The organism is Pectobacterium carotovorum (assembly GCF_900129615.1).
Classification (GTDB): domain Bacteria; phylum Pseudomonadota; class Gammaproteobacteria; order Enterobacterales; family Enterobacteriaceae; genus Pectobacterium; species Pectobacterium carotovorum.
On sequence record NZ_FQWI01000005.1, the window covers coordinates 194,417 to 218,459 of the forward strand.

The 24,043-nt window shown below is 53.0% G+C and carries 19 protein-coding genes; 15 read left to right on the forward strand and 4 right to left on the reverse strand.

Annotated features, from left to right (window positions below; translation table 11 throughout):
• Window positions 1-6 precede the first annotated feature (6 nt).
• The 13 genes from BUB06_RS12280 to elaB all read left to right on the forward strand — a co-directional run bounded on the left by BUB06_RS12280 (window position 7) and on the right by elaB (window position 15,303).
• Window positions 7-681, forward strand: coding sequence for a NuoB/complex I 20 kDa subunit family protein (locus BUB06_RS12280; RefSeq protein WP_005969846.1), 675 nt, complete (start codon window positions 7-9; stop codon window positions 679-681).
• Between the two features lie 98 nt (window positions 682-779).
• A complete protein-coding gene (gene nuoC, locus BUB06_RS12285; protein WP_010295383.1) occupies window positions 780-2,579 on the forward strand; it encodes an NADH-quinone oxidoreductase subunit C/D in 1,800 nt (599 codons plus the stop codon).
• A gap of 2 nt (window positions 2,580-2,581) precedes the next feature.
• On the forward strand, window positions 2,582-3,127 hold the full coding sequence (gene nuoE, locus BUB06_RS12290; RefSeq protein ID WP_010295381.1) for an NADH-quinone oxidoreductase subunit NuoE: 546 nt from the start codon (window positions 2,582-2,584) through the stop codon (window positions 3,125-3,127).
• Window positions 3,124-4,473 carry an NADH-quinone oxidoreductase subunit NuoF gene (nuoF, locus tag BUB06_RS12295; RefSeq protein ID WP_039280207.1) on the forward strand — a complete coding sequence of 450 codons (1,350 nt, stop codon included), beginning with the start codon at window positions 3,124-3,126 and terminating at the stop codon, window positions 4,471-4,473. Before nuoE ends, nuoF begins: the two co-directional genes overlap by 4 nt.
• 186 nt (window positions 4,474-4,659) lie before the next feature.
• Window positions 4,660-7,386 (forward strand): NADH-quinone oxidoreductase subunit NuoG, encoded by a 2,727-nt coding sequence (gene nuoG / locus BUB06_RS12300; RefSeq protein WP_039471317.1) that lies wholly within the window; start codon window positions 4,660-4,662, stop codon window positions 7,384-7,386.
• The gene (gene nuoH / locus BUB06_RS12305; RefSeq protein WP_010278889.1) at window positions 7,383-8,357 is read left to right on the forward strand and encodes an NADH-quinone oxidoreductase subunit NuoH; all 975 of its coding nucleotides are present in this window, start codon (window positions 7,383-7,385) and stop codon (window positions 8,355-8,357) included. The genes nuoG and nuoH overlap by 4 nt, the downstream gene beginning before the upstream one ends.
• A 17-nt stretch (window positions 8,358-8,374) precedes the next feature.
• Complete coding sequence (gene nuoI / locus BUB06_RS12310) at window positions 8,375-8,917, forward strand: NADH-quinone oxidoreductase subunit NuoI (RefSeq protein ID WP_010278884.1); 543 nt, start codon at window positions 8,375-8,377, stop codon at window positions 8,915-8,917.
• Window positions 8,918-8,926: 9 nt separating this feature from the next.
• Window positions 8,927-9,487, forward strand: coding sequence for an NADH-quinone oxidoreductase subunit J (gene nuoJ, locus BUB06_RS12315; RefSeq protein WP_010278881.1), 561 nt, complete (start codon window positions 8,927-8,929; stop codon window positions 9,485-9,487).
• On the forward strand, window positions 9,484-9,786 hold the full coding sequence (gene nuoK, locus BUB06_RS12320) for an NADH-quinone oxidoreductase subunit NuoK (RefSeq protein ID WP_005969835.1): 303 nt from the start codon (window positions 9,484-9,486) through the stop codon (window positions 9,784-9,786). Before nuoJ ends, nuoK begins: the two co-directional genes overlap by 4 nt.
• Window positions 9,783-11,630, forward strand: coding sequence for an NADH-quinone oxidoreductase subunit L (gene nuoL / locus BUB06_RS12325; protein WP_010278858.1), 1,848 nt, complete (start codon window positions 9,783-9,785; stop codon window positions 11,628-11,630). The genes nuoK and nuoL overlap by 4 nt, the downstream gene beginning before the upstream one ends.
• Before the next feature lie 100 nt (window positions 11,631-11,730).
• Window positions 11,731-13,266, forward strand: a complete 1,536-nt coding sequence (gene nuoM, locus BUB06_RS12330) for an NADH-quinone oxidoreductase subunit M (protein WP_039471319.1) — start codon at window positions 11,731-11,733, stop codon at window positions 13,264-13,266.
• Between the two features lie 6 nt (window positions 13,267-13,272).
• Window positions 13,273-14,730: an NADH-quinone oxidoreductase subunit NuoN gene (gene nuoN, locus BUB06_RS12335; RefSeq protein WP_010295367.1), complete on the forward strand. Its 1,458-nt coding sequence runs from the start codon at window positions 13,273-13,275 to the stop codon at window positions 14,728-14,730.
• Window positions 14,731-14,991: 261 nt separating this feature from the next.
• On the forward strand, window positions 14,992-15,303 hold the full coding sequence (gene elaB, locus BUB06_RS12340; protein WP_010295366.1) for a stress response protein ElaB: 312 nt from the start codon (window positions 14,992-14,994) through the stop codon (window positions 15,301-15,303).
• A 79-nt stretch (window positions 15,304-15,382) separates the two neighbouring features.
• Here the strand turns inward: elaB and treC are convergent, their stop codons facing one another.
• The 4 genes from treC to BUB06_RS12360 all read right to left on the reverse strand — a co-directional run bounded on the left by treC (window position 15,383) and on the right by BUB06_RS12360 (window position 20,609).
• On the reverse strand, window positions 15,383-17,074 hold the full coding sequence (treC, locus tag BUB06_RS12345) for an alpha,alpha-phosphotrehalase (protein WP_039471930.1): 1,692 nt from the start codon (window positions 17,072-17,074) through the stop codon (window positions 15,383-15,385).
• 73 nt (window positions 17,075-17,147) lie between these two features.
• Window positions 17,148-18,566 carry a PTS trehalose transporter subunit IIBC gene (gene treB, locus BUB06_RS12350; protein WP_010295360.1) on the reverse strand — a complete coding sequence of 473 codons (1,419 nt, stop codon included), beginning with the start codon at window positions 18,564-18,566 and terminating at the stop codon, window positions 17,148-17,150.
• Between the two features lie 573 nt (window positions 18,567-19,139).
• Window positions 19,140-19,700, reverse strand: a complete 561-nt coding sequence (locus BUB06_RS12355) for a GNAT family N-acetyltransferase (protein WP_039471321.1) — start codon at window positions 19,698-19,700, stop codon at window positions 19,140-19,142.
• A 12-nt stretch (window positions 19,701-19,712) separates the two neighbouring features.
• Window positions 19,713-20,609: a PhzF family phenazine biosynthesis protein gene (locus tag BUB06_RS12360; protein ID WP_039471323.1), complete on the reverse strand. Its 897-nt coding sequence runs from the start codon at window positions 20,607-20,609 to the stop codon at window positions 19,713-19,715.
• Between the two features lie 117 nt (window positions 20,610-20,726).
• Between BUB06_RS12360 and BUB06_RS12365 the strand changes: the two genes are divergently transcribed.
• Window positions 20,727-22,319, forward strand: coding sequence for an ABC-F family ATPase (locus BUB06_RS12365; RefSeq protein ID WP_029367417.1), 1,593 nt, complete (start codon window positions 20,727-20,729; stop codon window positions 22,317-22,319).
• 404 nt (window positions 22,320-22,723) lie between these two features.
• Complete coding sequence (gene hutW / locus BUB06_RS12370) at window positions 22,724-24,037, forward strand: heme anaerobic degradation radical SAM methyltransferase ChuW/HutW (protein WP_039471324.1); 1,314 nt, start codon at window positions 22,724-22,726, stop codon at window positions 24,035-24,037.
• Window positions 24,038-24,043: the final 6 nt, after the last annotated feature.

Here is a 24,043-nt window from a genome sequence, read left to right on the forward strand (position 1 = left end):
TTTAAGATGGACTATACGCTCACCCGCATAGAGCCGGACGGTGAGAATGACCGTTATCCCCTGCAACGTCAGGAGATCGTTTCCGACCCTCTGGAGCAACATGTTCACCGCAGTGTCTATATGGGCAAACTGGAACATGCATTACACGATACGGTGAACTGGGGGCGTCAGAACTCCCTGTGGCCGTACAACTTCGGCCTGTCTTGTTGCTACGTAGAAATGGTGACGTCATTTACCGCCGTTCATGACGTGGCGCGTTTTGGTGCTGAAGTTCTGCGTGCGTCGCCACGTCAGGCCGACTTCATGGTAGTCGCGGGAACCTGTTTTACCAAAATGGCCCCCGTTATTCAGCGTCTGTACGAGCAAATGCTTGAGCCTAAATGGGTTATCTCCATGGGCGCATGTGCTAACTCCGGCGGTATGTACGATATCTATTCCGTTGTTCAGGGCGTAGATAAATTCCTGCCTGTTGATGTGTATATTCCGGGCTGCCCGCCGCGTCCTGAAGCCTACATGCAAGCGCTGTTGCTGCTGAAAGAATCCATCGGTAAAGAACGCCGCCCTCTGTCATGGGTGGTGGGTGAACAGGGCGTTTACCGCGCCAACATGCAATCTGAGCGTGAGCGCAAACGCGGCGAGCGAATCGCTGTGACTAACCTGCGTTCGCCTGATGAGATTTGACCTGTAGATGATAAACCCGGTGACCGTGTAATACCTCGATAATAGTGTGCGGTCATTATCAGCTACAGAAATAGCACATTTAATGTGGTGACATATTTATGACAGATTTAACGACACACGATCTCGCTCAGCCAGGCTGGCAAACCCGCGATCACCTTAACGATCCGGTCGTTGGCGAACTGTGTAACCGTTTTGGACCAGATGCATTTACTGTACAGGCAACCCGCACAGGGATCCCTGTTGTGTGGGTCAAGCGTGAGCAATTACTGGATGTTGTCGCATTCCTGAAAAAACAGCCGAAGCCTTATGTCATGCTGTTTGACCTGCACGGTATGGATGAGCGCCTGCGCACCCATCGTGAAGGTTTACCTGCCGCCGACTACTCCGTCTTTTATCACATCATTTCCATCGAGCGTAACCGCGACATCATGCTGAAAGTCGCGTTAGCCGAGAGCGATCTGCATGTACCGACCGTGACCAAACTGTTCCCGAATGCCAACTGGTATGAGCGCGAAACGTGGGAAATGTTTGGTATTACGTTCAATGGTCACCCGCACCTGACGCGCATCATGATGCCGCAGACGTGGGAAGGGCATCCGTTGCGTAAAGATTATCCGGCGCGTGCGACCGAATTCGATCCTTTCGAGCTGACCAAGCAGAAAGAAGATCTGGAAATGGAATCGCTGACGTTCAAACCGGAAGAGTGGGGAATGAAGCGCGGTACTGAAAATGAGGACTTCATGTTCCTCAACCTCGGTCCGAACCACCCGTCTTCACACGGTGCCTTCCGTATTATTCTGCAACTGGACGGTGAAGAAATCGTCGACTGCGTGCCTGATGTGGGTTACCACCATCGCGGTGCGGAGAAAATGGGCGAGCGCCAGTCTTGGCACAGCTACATTCCTTATACCGACCGTATTGAATACCTCGGCGGCTGCGTTAACGAAATGCCGTACGTACTGGCCGTGGAAAAACTGGCAGGTATTGAGGTGCCGGATCGCGTCAAGACGATTCGCGTGATGCTGTCTGAGCTGTTCCGTATTAATAGCCATCTGCTGTACATCAGTACCTATATTCAGGACGTCGGTGCGATGACACCGGTGTTCTTTGCGTTTACTGACCGCCAGAAAATTTACGATTTGGTTGAAGCGATTACCGGCTTCCGTATGCACCCGGCGTGGTTCCGTATTGGCGGTGTGGCGCACGATCTGCCACGCGGCTGGGAACGTCTGCTGCGTGAGTTCCTTGACTGGATGCCGGCTCGTTTGGACACCTATGTCAAATCCGCGTTGCAGAACACCATTCTGAAAGGCCGTACTCAGGGCGTCGCCGCCTACAATGCGAAAGAAGCATTGGATTGGGGCGTAACGGGTGCGGGTCTGCGTGCCACGGGTATTGGTTTTGACGTACGTAAATGGCGTCCGTATTCCGGTTATGAAAACTTTGACTTTGAAGTGCCAGTGGGCGATGGCATCAGCGATTGCTATAGCCGCGTGATGCTGAAAGTCGAAGAACTGCGTCAGAGCTTACGTATTCTGGATCAGTGCCTCAAGAATATGCCGGAAGGCCCGTTCAAAGCGGATCACCCGCTGACGACGCCGCCGCCAAAAGAGCGCACGTTGCAGCATATCGATACCCTGATCAACCACTTCCTTCAGGTTTCCTGGGGACCGGTGATGCCTGCCAATGAATCATTCCAGATGGTTGAGGCAACGAAGGGCATTAACAGCTATTACCTGACCAGTGACGGCGGCACGATGAGCTACCGTACCCGTATTCGCACGCCGAGCTATGCGCATCTGCAACAGATTCCTTCTGTAATTCGCGGATGTCTGGTATCCGACCTGATCGTTTACCTCGGCAGTATTGATTTCGTAATGTCAGATGTGGACCGCTAATTATGCATGATCATAACAATCACGATCATATTGACGCTCAGGGACAACCTGCTGCCGATTCGCTGACAAAAGACAATGCTTTTGTATTGAGTGACGCCGAACGTGACGCCATTGAGCACGAAAAACATCACTACGAAGATGCACGCGCCGCGTCGATCGAAGCACTGAAAATTGTGCAAAAAGAACGCGGCTGGGTACCGGATGGGGCGATCCATGCGATTGCCGATCTGCTGGGTATTCCTGCCAGTGACGTGGAAGGCGTGGCAACGTTCTACAGCCAGATTTTCCGTCAGCCTGTCGGGCGTCATGTTATTCGCTATTGCGACAGCGTCGTGTGCCACATCAATGGCTATCAGGGCGTTCAGGCTGCACTTGAGCGTAAGCTCAGCATCAAACCGGGACAGACAACGTTCGATGGACGTTTCACGCTGTTGCCGACCTGCTGCCTGGGGAACTGTGACAAGGGGCCGTCAATGATGATTGACGAAGATACCCATACCCATGTGACGCCGGAAGGAATTGAATCGTTATTGGAGCAGTATCAATGAGTAAAGACATTGTTCTGACTGCTGAGCAGCATCCTCTGACCTGGCGTTTACGTGCAGACAAACAGCCGGTATGGCTGGATGAATATCGCAGCAAAAACGGCTATGTCGCCGCGCAAAAAGCGTTAACCGGCATGGCGCAGGATGAAGTGGTCTCACTGGTTAAAGACGCTGGCCTGAAAGGACGTGGCGGCGCGGGCTTTTCGACAGGCTTGAAGTGGAGCCTGATGCCGAAAGACGAAAGCATGAACATCCGCTACCTGCTGTGTAACGCGGATGAGATGGAGCCCGGTACTTATAAAGACCGCCTGCTGATGGAGCAAGAGCCCCATCTGCTGGTTGAAGGCATGCTGATCAGCGCCTTTGCACTGAAAGCCTACCGTGGTTACATCTTCCTGCGCGGCGAATACATCGAAGCTGCTGTTCATCTGCGTCGCGCAATCGAAGAAGCGAAAGCGGCTGGCCTGCTGGGCAAAAATATTCTGGGCAGCGGATTTGATTTCGAGCTGTTCGTGCATACGGGCGCCGGGCGTTACATCTGCGGTGAGGAAACCGCACTGATTAACTCACTGGAAGGCCGTCGTGCCAACCCACGTTCTAAGCCGCCGTTCCCGGCGTCTGCGGGTGTTTGGGGCAAGCCGACATGCGTCAACAACGTGGAAACGCTGTGTAATGTACCGGCGATTATCGAGCACGGTGCAGCGTGGTATCAGGGGCTGTCTGCGGGTAAAAGTAAAGATGCAGGCACGAAACTGATGGGCTTCTCCGGCCGCGTCAAGAATCCGGGTCTGTGGGAACTGCCGTTCGGTACGACTGCGCGTGAAATTCTGGAAGACTACGCGGGCGGTATGCGCGATGGTCTGAAGCTGAAAGCCTGGCAACCGGGTGGTGCTGGTACGGATTTCCTGACGGAAAGCCATCTCGATCTGCCGATGGATTTTGAGCACATTGCGAAAGCTGGTAGCCGTATGGGTACCGCACTGGCGATGGCCGTCGATCACGAAATCAATATGGTTTCGCTGACGCGCAATCTCGAAGAATTCTTCTCTCGTGAGTCCTGTGGCTGGTGTACGCCGTGCCGCGATGGTCTGCCGTGGAGCGTGAAGATTCTGCGTGCGCTGGAGAAGGGCGAAGGCCAGCCTGGCGATATCGAAACGCTGGAGCAGCTTTGCCGTTTCCTCGGGCCGGGTAACACCTTCTGTGCGCATGCGCCGGGTGCGGTCGAGCCGCTGCAAAGTGCCATCAAGTATTTCCGGGAAGAATTCGAAGCGGGTATCTCTAAACAGTATTTAGGCAATGTCAAAGCGATTGGCGGTATTCAGCCTAACCTGTTGAAAGAGCGCTGGTAAGCTATCGCTCAACACGTGCGAGATGCAGTGAATGTATCCGCAGGGTGGCGCAAATAAGCCCCCCTCATAAACCCAATAGATTTCAAGGCGCAGGTAGCCAACGCATTTGCGATTTGAAAGTGAGGGTATACAGAATTTTTGATTAGCGCTCGTGGTAACACGGGCCATTATGGAAGCATGCTGACTATGGCTACTATTCATGTAGACGGCAAAGAGTATGAAGTAAACGGAGCAGACAACCTTCTGGAAGCTTGCCTGACTCTGGGACTTGATATTCCTTACTTTTGCTGGCACCCCGCGCTCGGGAGCGTCGGATCCTGCCGCCTCTGTGCGGTAAAACAGTACCAAAACGCGGAAGATACCCGCGGTCGTCTGGTGATGTCTTGTATGACACCGGCAACCGAAGGAACGTTCATCGCGATTGAAGATGAAGAAGCGAAACTATTCCGTAAGACGATAGTTGAGTTTCTGATGACCAACCATCCGCACGATTGTCCGGTGTGTGAGGAAGGCGGTAACTGTCATTTGCAGGATATGACGGTGATGACGGGACAGAACTTCCGTCGCTATCGCTTCACCAAACGTACCCACCGCAATCAGGATCTCGGGCCGTTCATTTCTCATGAGATGAACCGTTGTATCGCGTGCTATCGCTGCGTGCGTTACTACAAAGATTACGCGGATGGCAAAGATCTCGGCGTTTACGGCGCACACGACAACGTCTACTTCGGTCGCCCGGAAGATGGCACGCTGGAAAGCGAGTTCTCTGGCAACCTGGTTGAAGTGTGTCCTACCGGTGTCTTCACCGATAAAACGCACTCCGAGCGCTATAACCGTAAATGGGATATGCAGTTTGCACCGAGCGTCTGCCAGCAGTGCAGCATCGGCTGTAATACCAGCCCCGGTGAACGCTATGGCGAACTGCGCCGTATCGAAAACCGTTTCAACGGTAGCGTAAACCACTATTTCCTGTGTGACCGCGGTCGTTTTGGTTACGGCTATGTCAACCAGAAAGACCGTCCGAACCAGCCGCTGCAACGTCGTGGTGATGACTGGATCGCGCTGAATGCCGATCAGGCATTGCAAGGTGCGGCGGATGTGCTGCGTCAGGCGAAGAAAACGATCGGTATCGGTTCACCGCGCGCCAGCATTGAAAGCAACTTCGCATTGCGTGAGTTGGTGGGTGCCGAGAACTTCTACACAGGTATCGCGCAGGAAGAACAAAGTCGTCTGCAACTGATCCTGAAGGTGCTGCGCGAAAGCGGTGTGAGAACACCGGCGCTGCGTGAGATCGAAGGCTACGATGCGGTTCTGATTCTGGGTGAAGACTTGACGCAGACGGGCGCGCGTATCGCACTGGCCGTTCGTCAGGCCGTTAAAGGCAAAGCTCGTGAAATGGCGGCCGCACAGAAAGTGGCTGACTGGCAGATTGCGGCGATCATGAACATTGGTCAGCATGCCAAGCACCCGCTGTTTGTCACCAACGTCGATAACACCCGTCTGGACGACATCGCTGCATGGAACTACCGTGCGCCGGTTGCCGATCAGGCACGTCTTGGTTTTGCCATTGCACATGGTCTGGATAGCAGCGCTCCGGCAGTTACCGATCTGGCTGCGGGTCTCGACCAGAAAGTCGATATCATCGTACAAGCGCTGGCCGGTGCGAAAAAACCACTCATCATTTCCGGCACCAATTCAGGTAGCGAGGAAGTGATCTCTGCGGCGGCAAACGTTGCCAAAGCGCTGAAAAATCGCGGTTCTGAGGTCGGTATTACCTTTGTTGCACCTGCTGCTAACAGCATCGGGTTGTCAATCATGGGTGGCGGTTCGCTGGATGACGCGCTGACGCAGTTGGAAAACGGCGACGCTGACAGCGTGGTGGTTCTGGAGAACGATCTCTACCGCCATGCCCCAATCGCTCGCGTTGACGCGGCGCTGGAAAAAGCTGAGAACCTGATTGTGGTTGACCATCAGCGTACTCGCATCATGGATAAGGCTAGCATCATTCTGTCTGCTGCCAGCTTTGCTGAAAGCGACGGTACGTTGGTGAATCAGGAAGGCCGCGCTCAGCGCTTCTTCCAGGTTTATGACCCAACGTACTACAACGACAAGATTGTGATGCTGGAAAGCTGGCGCTGGCTGCACTCGTTGTATATCACCTATAACAGCCGTCAGGTTGACTGGACGCAGTTGGATAACGTGATTGATGCGTGTGTTGCTGCTCTGCCGCAGCTGGCTGCAATCAAAGATGCCGCGCCGGACGCGTCGTTCCGTATTCGTGGTCAGAAACTGTCACGTTCACCGATTCGTTCCAGCGGACGTACTGCAATGCGTGCCAATATCAGCGTGCATGAACCACGTCAGCCCGTCGATAAAGACACGATGTTTGCCTTCTCAATGGAAGGGAACAACAGCCCGACAGCTAATCGTCAGCAGATTCCGTTTGCCTGGGCACCAGGCTGGAACTCACCACAAGCCTGGAACAAATTCCAGGACGAAGTGGGCGGACATTTGCGTCATGGCGATCCAGGTGTGCGTATGATCGAAGCCGGAGAAGGTTCGCTGGCGTATTTCGATAACATTCCTGCGGCTTTCGTCCCACAAGCGGGTCAATGGCGCGTTGCGCCGTATTATCACCTGTTTGGTAGTGATGAAATGTCACAGCGTTCTGACGTGATTCAGCAGCGTATGCCAGAGCCTTACGTGATGGTGAACCCGGCTGATGCGGCAACGCTGGGCGTGAACGCTGGTGCGTTGCTTGAGTTGACCTGTGCAGGACAAACGCTACGTCTGCCACTGCGCTTAAGTGCGGCATTGAGTCAGGGACAGGTTGGTTTACCGCTGGGCTTACCGGGTATTGCACCGGTGCTGGCGGGTGCAACCGTTGAAAATCTGCGGGAGGCCGCACAATGAGTTGGTTAACGCCGGAATTAATCGAGATTCTGATCTCCGTCGGAAAAGCGATCGTGATTCTGCTGGTTGTGGTGACCTGTGGCGCATTCATGAGTATGGGTGAACGTCGACTGCTCGGCCTCTTCCAGGGACGTTATGGACCGAACCGGGTAGGTTGGGGCGGTTCATTGCAGCTTGTCGCTGACATGATCAAGATGTTCTTCAAAGAAGACTGGGTGCCGAATTTCACCGATAAGGTGATCTTCACGCTGGCACCGATGATCGCGTTTACGTCAATGCTAATTGCCTTTGCGATTGTGCCGATCACGCCAACCTGGGGTGTCGCCGATCTGAACATCGGTATCCTGTTCTTCCTGATGATGGCAGGTTTGGCCGTTTACGCGGTGCTGTTTGCTGGCTGGGCGAGTAACAACAAATACTCGCTGCTGGGTGCGGTACGTGCTTCTGCTCAGACCGTAAGCTACGAAGTGTTCATCGGCCTGTCGCTGATGGGTGTTGTCGCGCAAGCGGGCTCGTTCAACATGCGCGACATCGTCGATTCTCAGGAACACCTGTGGAACGTTATCCCGCAGTTCTTCGGCTTTATTACGTTTGCCATCGCAGGCGTGGCGGTGTGTCACCGTCACCCGTTTGACCAGCCTGAAGCTGAACAGGAACTGGCCGATGGTTACCACATTGAATACTCCGGTATGAAATTCGGTCTGTTCTTTGTCGGGGAATATATCGGGATCGTGACTGTTTCCGCGCTGATGGTGACCTTATTCTTCGGTGGCTGGCATGGTCCAATCCTGCCTCCGTTTGTCTGGTTCGCGCTGAAAACAGGCTTTTTCATGATGATGTTCATCCTGATTCGTGCTTCGTTACCCCGTCCGCGTTATGACCAGGTGATGTCTTTCGGTTGGAAAGTCTGTCTGCCGATAACGCTTTTGAATCTGCTGGCGACAGCGGCCGTCATTTTGTACAACGCTTAAGAAGGGGTGAATAAACCATGACATTGAAAGAGTTAGTGGTTGGTTTCGGCACCCAGATACGCAGTATCTGTATGGTGGGATCGAATGCTTTTAAGAAGCGCGAAACCAGAATGTATCCAGAAGAGCCTGTGAATCCACCGCCGCGCTACCGTGGTCGTATCGTGCTGACGCGCGATCCAGATGGTGAAGAGCGTTGCGTTGCCTGCAACCTGTGTGCGGTGGCCTGTCCGGTCGGCTGTATCTCATTGCAGAAAGCGGAAACCAAAGATGGTCGCTGGTATCCAGAGTTCTTCCGCGTCAACTTCTCGCGCTGCATTTTCTGTGGCTTCTGTGAAGAAGCCTGCCCGACAACCGCTATCCAGCTGACGCCGGATTTCGAGATGGGCGACTACAAACGTCAGGATCTGGTGTACGAGAAAGAAGATTTGCTGATATCGGGGCCGGGTAAATATCCGGAATACAATTTCTACCGGATGGCTGGTATGGCAATCGATGGGAAAGACAAAGGCGAAGCTGAAAACGAAGCCAAACCCATTGATGTCAAAGGCCTGTTGCCCTAAGGAGCTAGCATGGAATTCGCTTTTTATACCACAGGCTTGATTGCGATACTGGCGACACTGCGCGTCATTACGCATACCAATCCTGTGCATGCATTGTTGTATATGGTCACCTCGCTCATGGCGATTGCGGGCGTATTTTTCTCGCTGGGGGCTAATTTTGCCGGCGCGCTGAGCATCATCGTGTATGCGGGTGCCATCATGGTGCTGTTTGTGTTCGTGGTCATGATGCTCAACCTCGGTAATTCCGTAGAAGAACAAGAGCGGAATTGGCTGAAACCCAGCGTCTGGATCGGTCCGAGCATTCTTTCACTGGCGTTACTGGTGATTGTCGTCAATGCCATTCTTAGCCTGAAAGAGCAGGGCATCACGGGTACGCCTGTTGAGGCGAAAGCCGTGGGTATCAGCCTGTTTGGGCCTTATGTTCTGGCCGTTGAATTAGCATCAATGCTGCTGCTGGCGGGATTGGTTGTCGCTTTCCACATTGGTCGTGAAGATAAACGTGGTGACGTTGTCAGTAAAGAAGGCGCAAACCAGGACGTTGAGAAGAAAATAACGGGGGAACGCGCATGATTCCGTTACAACATGGATTGATTTTAGCCGCCATTCTGTTTGTTCTGGGGCTGACTGGTCTGTTGATTCGTCGTAACCTGCTGTTTATGTTGATCAGTCTTGAAATTATGATCAACGCTGCCGCGCTGGCCTTTGTCGTCGCAGGCAGTTACTGGCAGCAGCCGGATGGTCAGGTGATGTACATTCTGGCGATTACGCTGGCAGCGGCTGAGGCCAGTATTGGTCTGGCACTGTTGCTGCAAATGTATCGTCGTCGTCAGACCCTGAATATTGATACAGTCAGTGAGATGCGCGGATGAACTTACTCTATTTAACAATACTCTTCCCGCTGCTCGGCTTTCTGTTGCTGGCATTTTCCCGCGGTCGCTGGTCTGAAAATACGTCCGCGACCGTCGGTGTTGGCTCGATTGGTCTGGCAGCGTTGGTTACCGCTTGGGTTGTGGTCGATTTCATGGGCCAACAGCACGGCGGCGTGACCTTCTTTAATCAGCATCTGTGGACATGGATGGCCGTCGGCAACTTCGACATCAGCGTCACGCTGACGCTTGATGGCCTTTCGGTGACGATGCTGTCCGTTGTAACGGGTGTCGGCTTCTTTATCCACCTGTTTGCCTCCTGGTACATGCGTGGGGAAGAGGGATATTCCCGCTTCTTCGCCTACACCAACCTGTTTATCGCGAGTATGGTTGTTCTGGTACTGGCTGATAACCTGTTGTTGATGTACCTCGGTTGGGAAGGGGTGGGGCTGTGCAGTTACCTGCTGATCGGTTTCTACTACACCAATCCGAAGAACGGCGCGGCGGCGATGAAAGCCTTCATCGTTACGCGTGTGGGTGACGTCTTCCTGGCCTTTGCGCTGTTCATCCTTTACAAAGAGCTGGGTACGCTTAACTTCCGCGAACTGATGGTATTGGCACCGCAGAAACTGGCTGAAGGTTCACCAGAAATCACCTGGGCTACGCTGATGTTGCTGGGTGGTGCGGTCGGTAAATCGGCACAGCTGCCGCTGCAAACCTGGCTGGCAGATGCGATGGCTGGTCCAACACCGGTATCCGCACTGATCCACGCCGCGACGATGGTTACCGCAGGTGTTTACCTGATTGCGCGTACTAACGGCCTGTTCCTGATGGCCCCGGATGTTCTGCATCTGGTAGGTATCGTGGGTGCAGTCACGCTGGTGCTGGCGGGTTTTGCCGCTCTGGTTCAAACCGACATCAAACGCGTCTTGGCTTACTCTACTATGAGCCAGATTGGTTACATGTTCCTGGCGCTGGGCGTTCAGGCATGGGATGCCGCGATTTTCCACCTGATGACGCACGCGTTCTTTAAAGCCTTGCTGTTCCTCTCTTCTGGTTCGGTGATTTTGGCCTGCCACCACGAGCAGAACATCTTCAAGATGGGCGGCCTGCGTAAAACGATTCCGCTGGTTTATGTTTGCTTCCTGGTCGGGGGCGCGGCGCTGGCTGCACTGCCGCTGGTTACCGCAGGCTTCTTCAGTAAAGACGAGATTCTGGCTGGCGCATGGGCAAATGGTCACATCAATCTGATGGTGGCTGGATTGGCTGGTGCCTTCATGACCTCGCTGTATACGTTCCGTATGATTTTCATCGTGTTCCACGGTGAAGAGAAAACCAAGGCGCATGCAGGAAAAGGCATTTCTCACCACTTACCGCTGGTTGTGCTGATGATTCTGTCCACCTTTATTGGTGCGATGATTGTTCCGCCGTTGCACGGTGTATTGCCAGCGACGACTGAGCTTGAACATGGCCAGTTGATGACGCTGGAAATTACCTCTGGCGTGGTGGCGATTGCCGGTATTCTGCTTGCTGCTGTGCTGTGGCTGGGTAAACGTCAGGCGGTGAGCAGCATCGCGAAGAGTGCACCAGGTCGTTTCTTCTCGACCTGGTGGTTCCACGCGTGGGGCTTCGACTGGTTGTACGACCATGTCTTTGTTAAACCGTATCTGGCTATCGCGAAGCTGTTGCAGCGTGATCCGTTAAATGCATTGATGACGCTTCCGGCTACGATTACTCGTTGGGGTAACCGTGGGCTGGCGCTCAGTGCGAATGGTCAATTGCGCTGGTACGTTGCTTCAATGGGCTTTGGTGCCGTGCTGGTGCTGGCCTTGTTACTGCTGGTCTAAGGCAGTATCCGGTAACGTATGAAAGGTAGGGCATTCCGCAGACAGGGATGCCCGCCACGGCAAGTTTTCAGATTTCTTTAATTTAGGGACACAAAACGCCATGCTACTACCTTGGCTAATTCTTCTCCCCTTTATCGGCGGTCTGCTGTGCTGGCAGTTAGAGCGTTTTGGTACGAAAGTACCGCGCTGGATAGCGTTGATTGCAATGGGGCTGACACTCGCACTGTCTCTGCAACTGTGGTTGCAAGGCGGTTATTCGCTGACCGCACCAACAGGCGTACCACAATGGCAATCCGAGTTTTATGTGCCATGGATCCCGCGCTTCGGCATCGGTATTCATCTTGCGCTGGACGGCCTGTCACTGCTGATGGTGGTGCTGACGGGGTTGCTGGGCGTGTTGGCAATCCTCTGTTCCTGGAATGAAATTCAGCGCTATCAGGGCTTCTTCCACCTGAACCTGCTGTGGATTCTGGGCGGCGTTATTGGCGTGTTCCTTGCCATCGACATGTTCCTGTTCTTCTTCTTCTGGGAAATGATGCTGGTACCGATGTACTTCCTGATTGCACTGTGGGGCCATAAAGGCTCCGACGGTAAAACCAGAATTACAGCGGCGACCAAGTTCTTCATCTATACCCAGTCAAGCGGACTGATCATGCTGATCGCGATTCTGGCGCTGGTCTTTGTGCATCACAATGCCACTGGCGTTTGGACGTTCAACTATGAAGACCTGCTGAAGACGCCGATGTCATATGGTGTTGAATATCTGCTGATGCTGGGCTTCTTCATCGCGTTTGCTGTAAAAATGCCTGTCGTGCCGTTGCACGGTTGGCTGCCAGATGCACACAGTCAGGCACCAACTGCGGGTTCTGTTGACCTGGCAGGGATCCTGTTGAAAACGGCGGCCTATGGCCTGCTGCGTTTCAGCCTGCCGCTGTTCCCGAACGCCTCCCATGCTTTCGCACCGATCGCTATGTGGCTGGGTGTGATTGGTATCTTCTACGGTGCCTGGTTGGCGTTCAAACAGACGGATATCAAACGTCTGATTGCTTACACCTCGGTGTCCCATATGGGCTTCGTGATGATTGCCATCTATTCCGGTAATCAGCTGGCTTATCAGGGTGCGGTGATTCAGATGATTGCGCACGGCTTGTCCGCTGCCGGTCTGTTCATTCTGTGTGGTCAACTGTACGAACGTCTGCATACCCGTGACATGCGTGAAATGGGTGGCCTGTGGGCGCGCTTGAAGTTCCTGCCTGCGCTGTCTCTGTTCTTTGCTGTGGCAACCTTGGGGATGCCGGGTACGGGTAACTTTGTCGGCGAATTCATGATTCTGTTCGGCAGCTATCAGGTTGTGCCGGTGATTACGGTGATCTCAACCTTCGGTCTGGTATTTGCGTCGGTCTACTCACTGATCATGATTCAGCGTGCTTATTACGGTACGCCTAAATCTGATGAACCATTGAAGAGTATGTCGCTTCGCGAATTGTCTATCGTGATGCTGTTGGTGGTATTACTGGTGTTGTTAGGGGTTTACCCGCAACCGATTCTGGATACCTCCAGTGCCGCGATGTCAAATATCCAGCAGTGGTTTATGTCGTCTGCTCCAGATTCAATTATTTCAACAACAAGGCCGTAATTCGCCATGACAATAACTCTTCAACAACTAATTGCGCTATCGCCGCTGTTGATCGTCGGATTGACGGTAGTGGTTGTGATGCTGTGCATTGCGTGGCGACGCAACCATTTTGTCAACGCAACCATGACGGTTATCGGCCTGAATATTGCGTTGCTGTCACTGTACTTTGTCGGCCAGGTTGGCCCAACGGACGTGACGCCGCTGCTGCGTGTTGATGGCTTCTCGATGTTCTATACCGGACTGGTTCTGCTTGCCAGTCTGGCAACCAGCACATTTGCCTACCCGTGGCTGCAAGGCTACCCAGACAATCGTGATGAGTTCTACCTGCTGGTTCTCATTGCCGCGTTGGGTGGGATTTTGCTGTCGAGCGCTAACCATCTGGCTTCGCTGTTCATCGGGATCGAACTGCTTTCTCTCCCGCTGTTTGGTCTGGTCGGCTATGCCTTCCGCCTGAAACGTTCGCTGGAAGCCAGTATTAAATACATGCTGCTGTCGGCAGCCGCGTCTTCCTTCCTGCTGTTTGGTATGGCGCTGATTTATGCTGAATCAGGCGATATGAGCTTCGCCAGCCTCGGCAAGAGCCTAAGCGATCACCAAATCCATGAGCCGCTGTTGCTGGCAGGTCTGGGGATGATGATTGTCGGTCTGGGCTTCAAGCTGTCTCTGGTTCCGTTCCAGCTGTGGACGCCTGATGTGTATCAGGGGGCGCCTGCGCCCGTGTCTACGTTTCTGGCGACGGCCGGTAAAATTGCCGTTTTCGGTGCAGTCATGCGTCTGTTTCTGTACGCGCCGATGGCTGACAGCGAGTCCGTCAGAATTGTGCTGGGTGTCATCGCGTTCGCGTCTATCCTGTTCGGTAACGTGATGGCGGTATCGCAAACCAACATCAAACGTCTGCTCGGCTACTCTTCCATCGCGCACTTGGGCTATTTGCTGGTTGCCCTGATCGCGGTTCAGAGCCATCAACTGGCGCTGGAAACCGTCGGTGTTTATCTGGTGGGTTACCTGTTCAGCAGCCTGGGCGCGTTCGGTGTGGTTAGCCTGATGTCTAGCCCGTACCGTGGCCCGGATGCCGATTCACTGTTCTCTTACCGTGGTTTGTTCTGGCATAAACCAATCCTGTCTGCGGTGATGACGGTGATGATGCTGTCGCTGGCGGGCATCCCGATGACGCTGGGCTTCTTCGGCAAATTCTATGTGCTGGCGGTCGGTGTTAATGCTGAACTGTGGTGGCTGACTGGTGCGGTCGTGCTGGGTAGTGCCATTGGTCTGTACTACTATCTGCGTGTGATGGTGAGTTTGTTCCTGAATGCGCCGCAGGTGTTGCAGCGTGATACGCCAAACAACTGGGCTTTAACTGCGGGTGGTGTGGTCGTGCTAATCTCCTCCATCGCCGTACTGTTCTTTGGTTTGTATCCGCAGCCGCTTATCTCTCTGGTGCAATTGGCGCAGCCAATGATGTAACCGCTGACGAGAGTCTGCTTGAGTAATGAAGCGCCGTTGATGAGAATCAACGGCGTTTTTTTATGGCGAGCTTCCTGCTCGCCACCCTTCGGGCCGTCGCAAGCGACGTTGAAAAACGCTCCCTGCGTTTTTTTATGGAAGCAAAATACGTTTTAGGAATGATCTGGTCTGTTGAAGCCGTAGGAACGGCGCAAAATTGTCTATAGTTAATTAGGCAACGATTTATAACTAATGACTTTTCATAACAGAAGGGAGCACTTTATGGCAGCGACCAAAAAACAGCCTGAAGAAATTCGTGTCGATGATGATTTAAAACTTCTGTCTGAAACGCTGGATGAGGTATTGCGCTATACGGGCGATCAGGCAGACCAAGCCTACCTTGATTTGAAAAAGGGCGCGGAAAAAGCGCTGCTGGAAGTCAAAGCCCGCATTGGTGTGACTGACAGCTATTATGCGCGCGCCAAGCAGGTGGCTGACAAAGCCGACGTCTATGTGCATGACAAACCCTGGCACGGTATCGGTATCGGTGCCACAGTCGGTCTGGTGTTGGGATTGCTGCTGGCTAAGCGCTAGTTCCTTCCAATCTAGTTTCTGGTAATTGAGTTTCTGGTAATAATGTAGCGGGGTTACCCGCTACATCTCACGGTATCCTCTAGCCCTGAATCTTATCCTCTTTCTCCGGCATTCCTTGTACCCAATAGATGGCTTCAAACGGGCGTAGCGCCAGTATGGCGGGCTGAGGCTGTGCATCAGAGTAATTGCTGAATAATAGTCGCCAGCGGCGGTCATGGGTATCAATTGGAGGCTGCCAGCGCTGAGTCTGTTTGCTGAGATTTGCCAGAACCAGAAGCCGCTGTCCCTCCCAGATGCGCTGATAGCACCAGACGTTAGGGTGATCGGGGAGCAAATCCTGATAGTCCCCATACGTCAGCAGCGGAAGTGCTTTACGCATAGCAATAAGCTGCTGGTAGGTATAGAAAACGGAGTCTTTATCCGCCAGCGCCTGTGCTGCGTTGATGTGGTCGACATTCTGGCATGGGGTTATCCACGGCGTGCCAGTCGTAAACCCAGCATGATGGCTGTCATCCCACTGCATCGGCGTGCGGCCGTTATCGCGTGATTTGCTAGCGAGGATTGCTAAGGTTTGTTCGTCCGGCTGACCCCGTTCGCGCTGTTCAGCAAACTGATTCAGGCTTTCAATATCGCGGTATTGTTCAATCCGCGTATAGCCTGGATTGGTCATACCCAGTTCTTCACCCTGATAGATATAGGGCGTGCCTTGCATACCGTGAAGCACCATCGCCAGCATCTTGGCGGATTGCACACGGAATTTGCCTTCGTCACCAAAGCGCGACACGATGCGCGGCTGGTCGTGATTACACCAGAACAGCGCGTTCCAGGCATGGTTGTGCATCCCCTGCTGCCAGTGATTAAAGATCTGTTTGAGTTGGATAAAATCAGGTTCCGCCAGCGTCCATTTTTCCCCATTCGGATAATCGACTTTCAGATGATGGAAATTGAACGTCATGGAGAGTTCATTGCCGGCCAGCGCGGCGTAGCGGCGGCAGTGCTCCAGCGAGGTGGATGACATCTCACCGACGGTCATCAAGCCACGGGGTTGAAAAACATCCCGGCTGAACTCCTGTAGGTAATCATGAATCAGGGGGCCATCGGTATAGAAACGGCGTCCATCGCCCTGAGCATCAGATGGGAAATCCTGCTGCTTGGAAACCAGATTGATGACATCCAGCCGCAGTCCGTCCACACCTTTATCCGCCCAAAATGCACAGACCTGCTTTAATTCATCCCGTACGCGCGGGTGTTCCCAATTCAGGTCGGCCTGTTCAGTGGCGAAAAGATGCAGATAGTACTGTTTGCTTTCTTCGTGCCACTGCCAAGCCGGGCCGCCAAATTTTGAACGCCAATTATTAGGTAGCGCTCCGTCATTACCATCACGCCAGATATAAAAATGACGGTACGGACTACGGCGATCCTGTGCGTTCTGGAACCAGTGGTGTTGCGTAGAGGTGTGGTTGAACACCATGTCCATGACGACACGGATACGGCGCTGATGCGCTTCCGCGATCAATGTTTCCATATCGGCCATCGTGCCATAGGCTGGGTCGATGGCGCAGTAGTCGGCGACGTCATAGCCGTTGTCAACCTGAGGAGAGAGGTAAACTGGTGTCAGCCAGATCGCATCGACGCCCAGCTGTTGCAGGTAATCGAGCCGGGCGGTGATGCCAGCGATGTCGCCAATGCCATTGCCGGTACTGTCCTGAAAGCTCTTCGGGTAGATTTGATAAATCACGCCGTTTTGCCACCAGGGAAGCGAGGCGTTCATGGTCATGAGGTCGCTCCTTTATTACAGTAGGCCGTGCAAGCACGGCCTGGGTTGAAACAATAATTATATGCCGCTATGCAGGATCGAGTGTGCCATTGCGGGTTTTGCGTTTATAGACCAGCGATGTCAATACAATCGGAATGACGGTGGCAACCAGCGTGGCAAGGGCGAAGATTCCCCAAAACTGTGGTTTGATGGAGAGAATACCCGGTAGCCCACCTACGCCGATGCCATTTGCCGTGACGCCGTACAGCCCGCAGATGAGTGCAGCCGCAGCGGAGCCGATCATGGCGCACAGCATCGGAAAGCGGTATTTGAGGTTGATACCGTACATGGCGGGTTCGGTCACGCCAAGAAAGGCGGAAATCGCCGCAGGAACAGAAATTTCGCGTTCGTTGGCTTTCCGGCTGACGAGAATCACCCCAACGACGGCAGCCGCCTGTGCGATGTTGGATAGCGCAATGAGCGGCCAGACGGGGGTGCCGCCCATGCTTTGAATCATCTGCATATCAATCGCTAACGTTGTTTGGTGCACGCCCGTGATGACCAGCGGCGCATACAGGAACCCAAACAGCGCGGCGCCAACGGGAGCGAAGCTGCCTGTCATCACTGCCTTAACGGCCCAGGCGACGCCATCGCCAATCATACGACCAAAGGGACCAATCAACGTGTGTGCCAGGAAAACGGCCAGAATGAGTGAGGTTACGGGCACGACCACCAGATAGAGGTAATCCGGCACGATTTTTTTCAGCCGCGTTTCGATCAGGGCCAGCGCCATCCCGGCCAATACGGAAGGGATGACCTGTGCCTGATAGCCTATCTTCTCGATCGTGAACCAGCCGAAATTCCACACTTCAGGCGTTTGCTGACCGATGAGGTAGGCGTTCATTAGCTGTGGCGATACCAGCGTGATACCAAGCACGATGCCGAGGATGGGCGTGCCGCCCATTTTGCGTACGGTTGACCAGCAGACCGCAACAGGAAGATAGAAGAAGATAGCTTCGCCCAGCAGCCAGAGGAAATCGTAGATGGTTTGCCAGGTCGGGTAGAGCTGTACCAGCGTTTGCCCGTCGCGCATTGGAATATCGCCAATCACGTTACGTGCGCCGAGGATCAAGCCCCCGCTGATGAGTGCGGGAAGCAGAGGAAAAAAGATCTCGGCAAAATGTGAAATGCTGCGTTCAAACCAGCTCATGTTCTGGCGAGCGGCGACTTTGGCTTCTTCTTTATTAATCTCGCCTTTTCCCGTGGTGGCGAGCAGCGCTTTGTAATACTCATCCACGTTGGTGCCGATCACGACCTGAAATTGTCCGGCGTTGGTAAAACACCCTTTAACAATACGTAGCTCTTCAATGTTCTTGGGATGGGCTTTGGATGAGTCGTGCAAGACGAAGCGGAGACGAGTAATGCAGTGCGTGACCGCTGCGATGTTCTCACGCCCGCCGACCAGTTCGATCAGACGGTCAATATCCTGTTGCTTAACTTTACTCATAGTCATGTCCTTTTTATCTTTTAGCGCAGACGTCGTGGACGCGAAGCAAGTACAGCCAGAGAAAAGCATAGTCTGTTAACGGTGGTTTTGCCGTGAAAGAAAAACGCATTGGGCTGTTTTTAAAAGAGAATGTTCAGGCATGCGGTGTGCTGCACAAATCTGCGACGTGTGGGTAGACAAAAAGGAAAGGGGGATGAATAGGTATGAGAGAGGATGAAAAAACAAAAGCCGCCTCTAGGAGGCGGCTTCAGAGATTGTTTATATCACAATCAGAACGGGCTGATGATTGACCCAATACGTTCACAGTAACTGACATAAACATCTCCCATTCTTTTAAAGAATTTGCTGATTCTGCGCATCATTTTCATTATCAGGCTCCTCTAACGGGTTAGTTAAGTGTGATGTTCATCACGTTTTTAATGGTAGCGAAGATGAAATTGGATTTCAACATTTTTGTGATATCAGTCACAAAAATATAACAATATGGCAAAGGTAATGCGTCGTGAAGAGAAAGAATCTGATGCGCAGCCGGGAGGTCAGCGCATCAGGTGATGGAAGGTATACGGGGTAATATCAGGCAGGATAGTGATAAATATTGTGATTGAACCACTGCTCGCCAATCTGCTCGGCGTCTTTCTCCGTGTGGTGAAAGTGGAAGCCAAGCCGTTGAGCGACAGCGTTGCTACGCGTGTTGGCGGTTGAGGCTCTGATGACGCAGCGGTCAATGAGGCTCGCACCGGTATAGGCCGTTATCAGCGTGCTGACGGCCTGAGAAACGATGCCTTTGCCTTCAAATGCTTCGGCGATCCAATAACCGATGACGCCTTCTTTATCTTGAATCGTGTTGAAGGAAACGATGCCAGCCAGCGCGTCGTCCCAGCGGATAACGTAGACGGCGGCCGTTTTGTCGAAGAATGCTTTTCTGTTGGCGCGAATGGTTTCACGTGTGTCATCGACGGTCTTAACAGAATCCGGCCAGGGTAACGTACGCCGCAGACGCGCTTTTTCCTGCTGAATCAGGGTAAAGAGCACATCGGCATCGCTTTCTTCCTGGATCGTGAGGCACAGATGGGGCTGATGACGCAATGCATACAGTGCATCTGTAAATGACGTATCGGCAAATGGCGCTGCCATAAAATCCCTCCTTTATCCCTCCAACGTACCGTCAACGATCGTGACGCTGTGCCCGCCGATCCACGGTTCATCGTTCAGATAAGTGACGGTAATTTGACCATCACACTGTAGCATGGTGCCCTGTCGTGCAAGATAACTGAGTGGTGCGGTGACGTTATTCGTCGAGTGCTGCTGGCGAAGCAGCGCAGCCAGACAGGCATTGGCGCTGCCGGTAACCGGATCTTCCTTGAGATGACCGCGTTCGATGTAGAAGGCACGAATCTCATAGTCGGCAGGCGTTGCGCCATCGTGTGGGCCATAGACAGCGATGCCGTTGGTCTGGCTGAGGTTTTGCACGGCTGAGAGTGCTTCAGCATCTGGTGTGATGTTCAGACAGGTGTCGGCGCTGTCTACGCGAATCACGAGCCAGCGAATGCCCATATGTACTGCGGTGGGCGGGTAGCGGGTATCGATAGCGGCACGATCAAAACCAGTAATACCCAGCGTTTTTTCCAGCAGTGGCAGGTGTTCATCGTCAAAGGGAACGAGGGTGGCCTGAGGCGCGTGAAAAGCGAGGCTCTTATCCTCACCGATGTTGATCGGTACGAGGCCAATACCGCATTGTTGTACCAACTGGCCCGGAGATTTAGGGCGCAATCCTTCTTCCAGCAGGGCATGTGCGGTGCCTAGCGTAGGGTGTCCGGCAAAGGGCAGCTCCGATTCTGGCGTAAAAATGCGGACGTGGTAATCCGCTAAAGGATCGGTGGCTGGCAGGACAAACGTGGTTTCTGACAGGTTTGTCCAGCGAGCGATCTCCTGCATTTGCGCATCGGTTAATCCCTTCGCCTCCATAATGACGGCAAGCGGATTGCCCTTGAAAGGCTGCTGGGTGAAAACATCGACCTGTTTGAAACGACGTAGTATAGGCATCGCATTTCTCTCCTGTATGCGCTATCGCTTAAATATTACTCAAAACTAACCGCGATCCTATCGCGCGCTTGTGGCATAATGCGCGCCAAATCACATTCCGACTCGAGTATAAGTGCTGTGTTAAGTACCAACAATATCACCATGCAGTTCGGCAGCAAGCCGTTGTTTGAAAACATTTCCGTTAAATTTGGCGGCGGCAACCGTTACGGTTTGATTGGCGCGAATGGCTGCGGAAAATCTACATTCATGAAGATTCTCGGCGGCGATCTGGTGCCGAGCGGCGGTAACGTCTTCCTCGATCCTAATGAACGTCTGGGTAAACTGCGTCAGGATCAGTTCGCTTTTGAAAAATACAGCGTGCTGGATACCGTTATCATGGGCCACGGTGAGCTGTGGGCGGTAAAAGAAGAGCGCGACCGTATCTATTCATTGGCTGAAATGAGTGAAGCCGACGGCTATAAAGTTGCCGATCTGGAAGTGCAATACGGTGAGATGGATGGCTACAGCGCAGAGTCACGCGCGGGCGAACTGTTGCTGGGCGTGGGGATTCCCGTTGAGCAGCACTATGGTTTGATGAGTGAAATTGCTCCCGGCTGGAAACTGCGTGTCCTGTTGGCGCAGGCGCTGTTTGCCGATCCCGATATTCTGCTGCTCGACGAACCGACCAACAACCTGGATATCGATACGATCCGCTGGCTGGAGCAGGTGCTGAACGAACGTAACAGCACCATGATCATCATCTCGCATGACCGTCACTTCCTGAACATGGTGTGTACGCACATGGCGGATCTGGACTACGGCGAGCTACGTATTTATCCTGGCAACTATGATGAATACATGACGGCCGCGACGCAGGCTCGTGAGCGCCTACTGGCCGATAACGCCAAGAAGAAAGCGCAGATTTCCGAACTGCAATCGTTCGTCAGCCGCTTTAGCGCTAACGCCTCTAAATCTAAGCAGGCGACATCGCGCGCACGCCAGATCGATAAAATCCAACTGGATGAAGTGAAAGCGTCCAGCCGTCAAAACCCGTTTATCCGTTTTGATCAGGATAAGAAACTGTTCCGTAATGCGCTGGAAGTTGAAGCGTTGAGCAAAGGTTTTGATAATGGCCCGCTGTTTAGCAAGCTGGGTCTGATGGTCGAAGTGGGTGAGAAAGTCGCTATTCTGGGTGCCAACGGTATCGGTAAATCGACATTGCTGAAAACGCTGGTCGGTGATTTCGAGCCGGATAGCGGTACGGTGAAATGGTCTGAAAACTCAAAAATTGGCTACTACGCGCAGGATCACGAATACGAATTCGATGAGACGCTGACCGTTTTTGACTGGATGAGCCAGTGGAAACAGGAAAAAGACGACGAGCAAGCCGTGCGCAGCATACTCGGTCGTTTGCTGTTCAGCCAGGATGATATCAAGAAGAAAGTGAAGGTATTATCCGGTGGTGAAAAAGGCCGCATGCTGTTCGGCAAGCTGATGATGCAGCGTCCGAATATTCTGGTGATGGATGAACCGACCAACCACCTTGATATGGAATCCATTGAATCGTTGAATATGGCGCTGGAAATGTACGAAGGGACGCTGCTGTTCGTCTCTCATGACCGTGAATTTGTCAGTTCGTTGGCGACTCGTATTCTGGAGATTACGCCAAATAAAGTGATCGATTTCACCGGTAACTATGAAGATTACCTGCGCAGTCAGGGTATTCAGTAAGCCCCATACCGACTTTCAGGCCTAAATCATGGCCTGAAGGTCGGCTATTTTCCTTTCTTTCGTTCTTTTTATGCTCTGTTTATTTCTTTTCGCTGATGCCATCGGACGGAAACATTCATCGATCCTGCCTGTATTTATTACCCAAATTAACGAACTTTAATAAACGCTGTTTTTTTTTCGTACTTGTTAAAAAAACAAAGAGGGATACACCGTAACCCTCTGAAATAAAATAGCGGTATGGTTTTTGGGCATGATTTTCAGTTTGCACAAAAGAAAACAATTTGTTAATCCCTGTCGTTATTTTTCTGTATTCAAATTCAGCCCATTCATTTACGTTTTCTCCTCGTTGCCAAATAAAAATAATTATCATTTAATTTATTTTATTGATTATTTGGGGGCCGTTAATGAACATCGATTTGACGCCGTATTATGCCGAGCCCGGTGAGCAGCCTTTTGGCGCCCGACGTATGGCAATGCCTTGGCGCAACCATGTGCCGCTTTCACCAGAACAGATTCCGGCCGGTTGGCAGACGCTTAAGCAGCAGACCGTGCCTGCGCGTAAGCGTCTGCTCTACCTGCACATTCCTTTCTGCGCCACGCACTGCACGTTCTGCGGTTTTTACCAAAACAAACTGCGTGATGACAGCACGGCGACCTATACCCGCTATTTGTTGCAGGAATTGGCGATGGAAGCGGACAGCCCGCTGCATCAGTCTGCGCCGATTCATGCGGTGTATTTTGGTGGTGGTACGCCAACGGCGCTGGCGGCCGATGAACTGTCACAGATCATTCGCGCGATCCGTACCTCTCTGCCGCTGGCACCAGACTGTGAAATCACGGTGGAAGGGCGGGCGATGGATTTTGACGATGAGCGAATCGATGCCTGTCTGGATGCGGGAGCGAACCGCTTCTCCATTGGGATTCAGACGTTCGATACCCGTATTCGTCAGCGTATGGCGCGTACGTCGGATAAGCAGCAGTCAATTCGCTTCCTTGAACGCCTGTGCGAGCGAGACAGAGCTGCCGTAGTGTGCGATCTGATGTTCGGCCTGCCGGAACAAACGCCGGAGATCTGGCGCGAAGATCTGGCTATCGTCAGTGATTTACCGTTAGACGGCGTCGATCTGTATGCGCTTAATCTGTTACCGACCACGCCGCTGGCGAAAGCGGCCGAAAACCAGCGTGTCGCGTTACCTGATGTGGTGGCCCGTCGTGATTTTTACCGGACTGGCGCGGCATTTCTGGCCGATGCTGGTTGGCACCAGCTTAGCAACAGTCATTGGGCGCACACCACGCGTGAACGCAACTTGTACAACCTGCTGATTAAACAGGGCGCGGACTGTCTGGCAATGGGAAGCGGTGCGGGCGGCAATATAAACGGGCAAGCCTATATGATGGAACGTAGCCTGGAGCGCTACTATCAGCAGATCGATCAGGGGCAAAAACCGATCATGATGATGACGCTAGCCAGCCCTACCGGGCCGTGGCAGCATCAGCTTCAGGCGGGAATTGAGGTTGGTCGTATCAAGCTGCCTCAACTGACTCGACATGCCCGTGAACTTCAGCCGTTACTCAGCCAGTGGCATCAGGCCGGGTTGACCTGTGACGATTCCACTTGCCTGCGCCTGACCAATGATGGCCGCTTCTGGGCGAATAACCTGATGCAGGCATTACAACAAATTATCCCCCAGCTTAATGCCGAAGAGCATGCGCACTAACCGGAG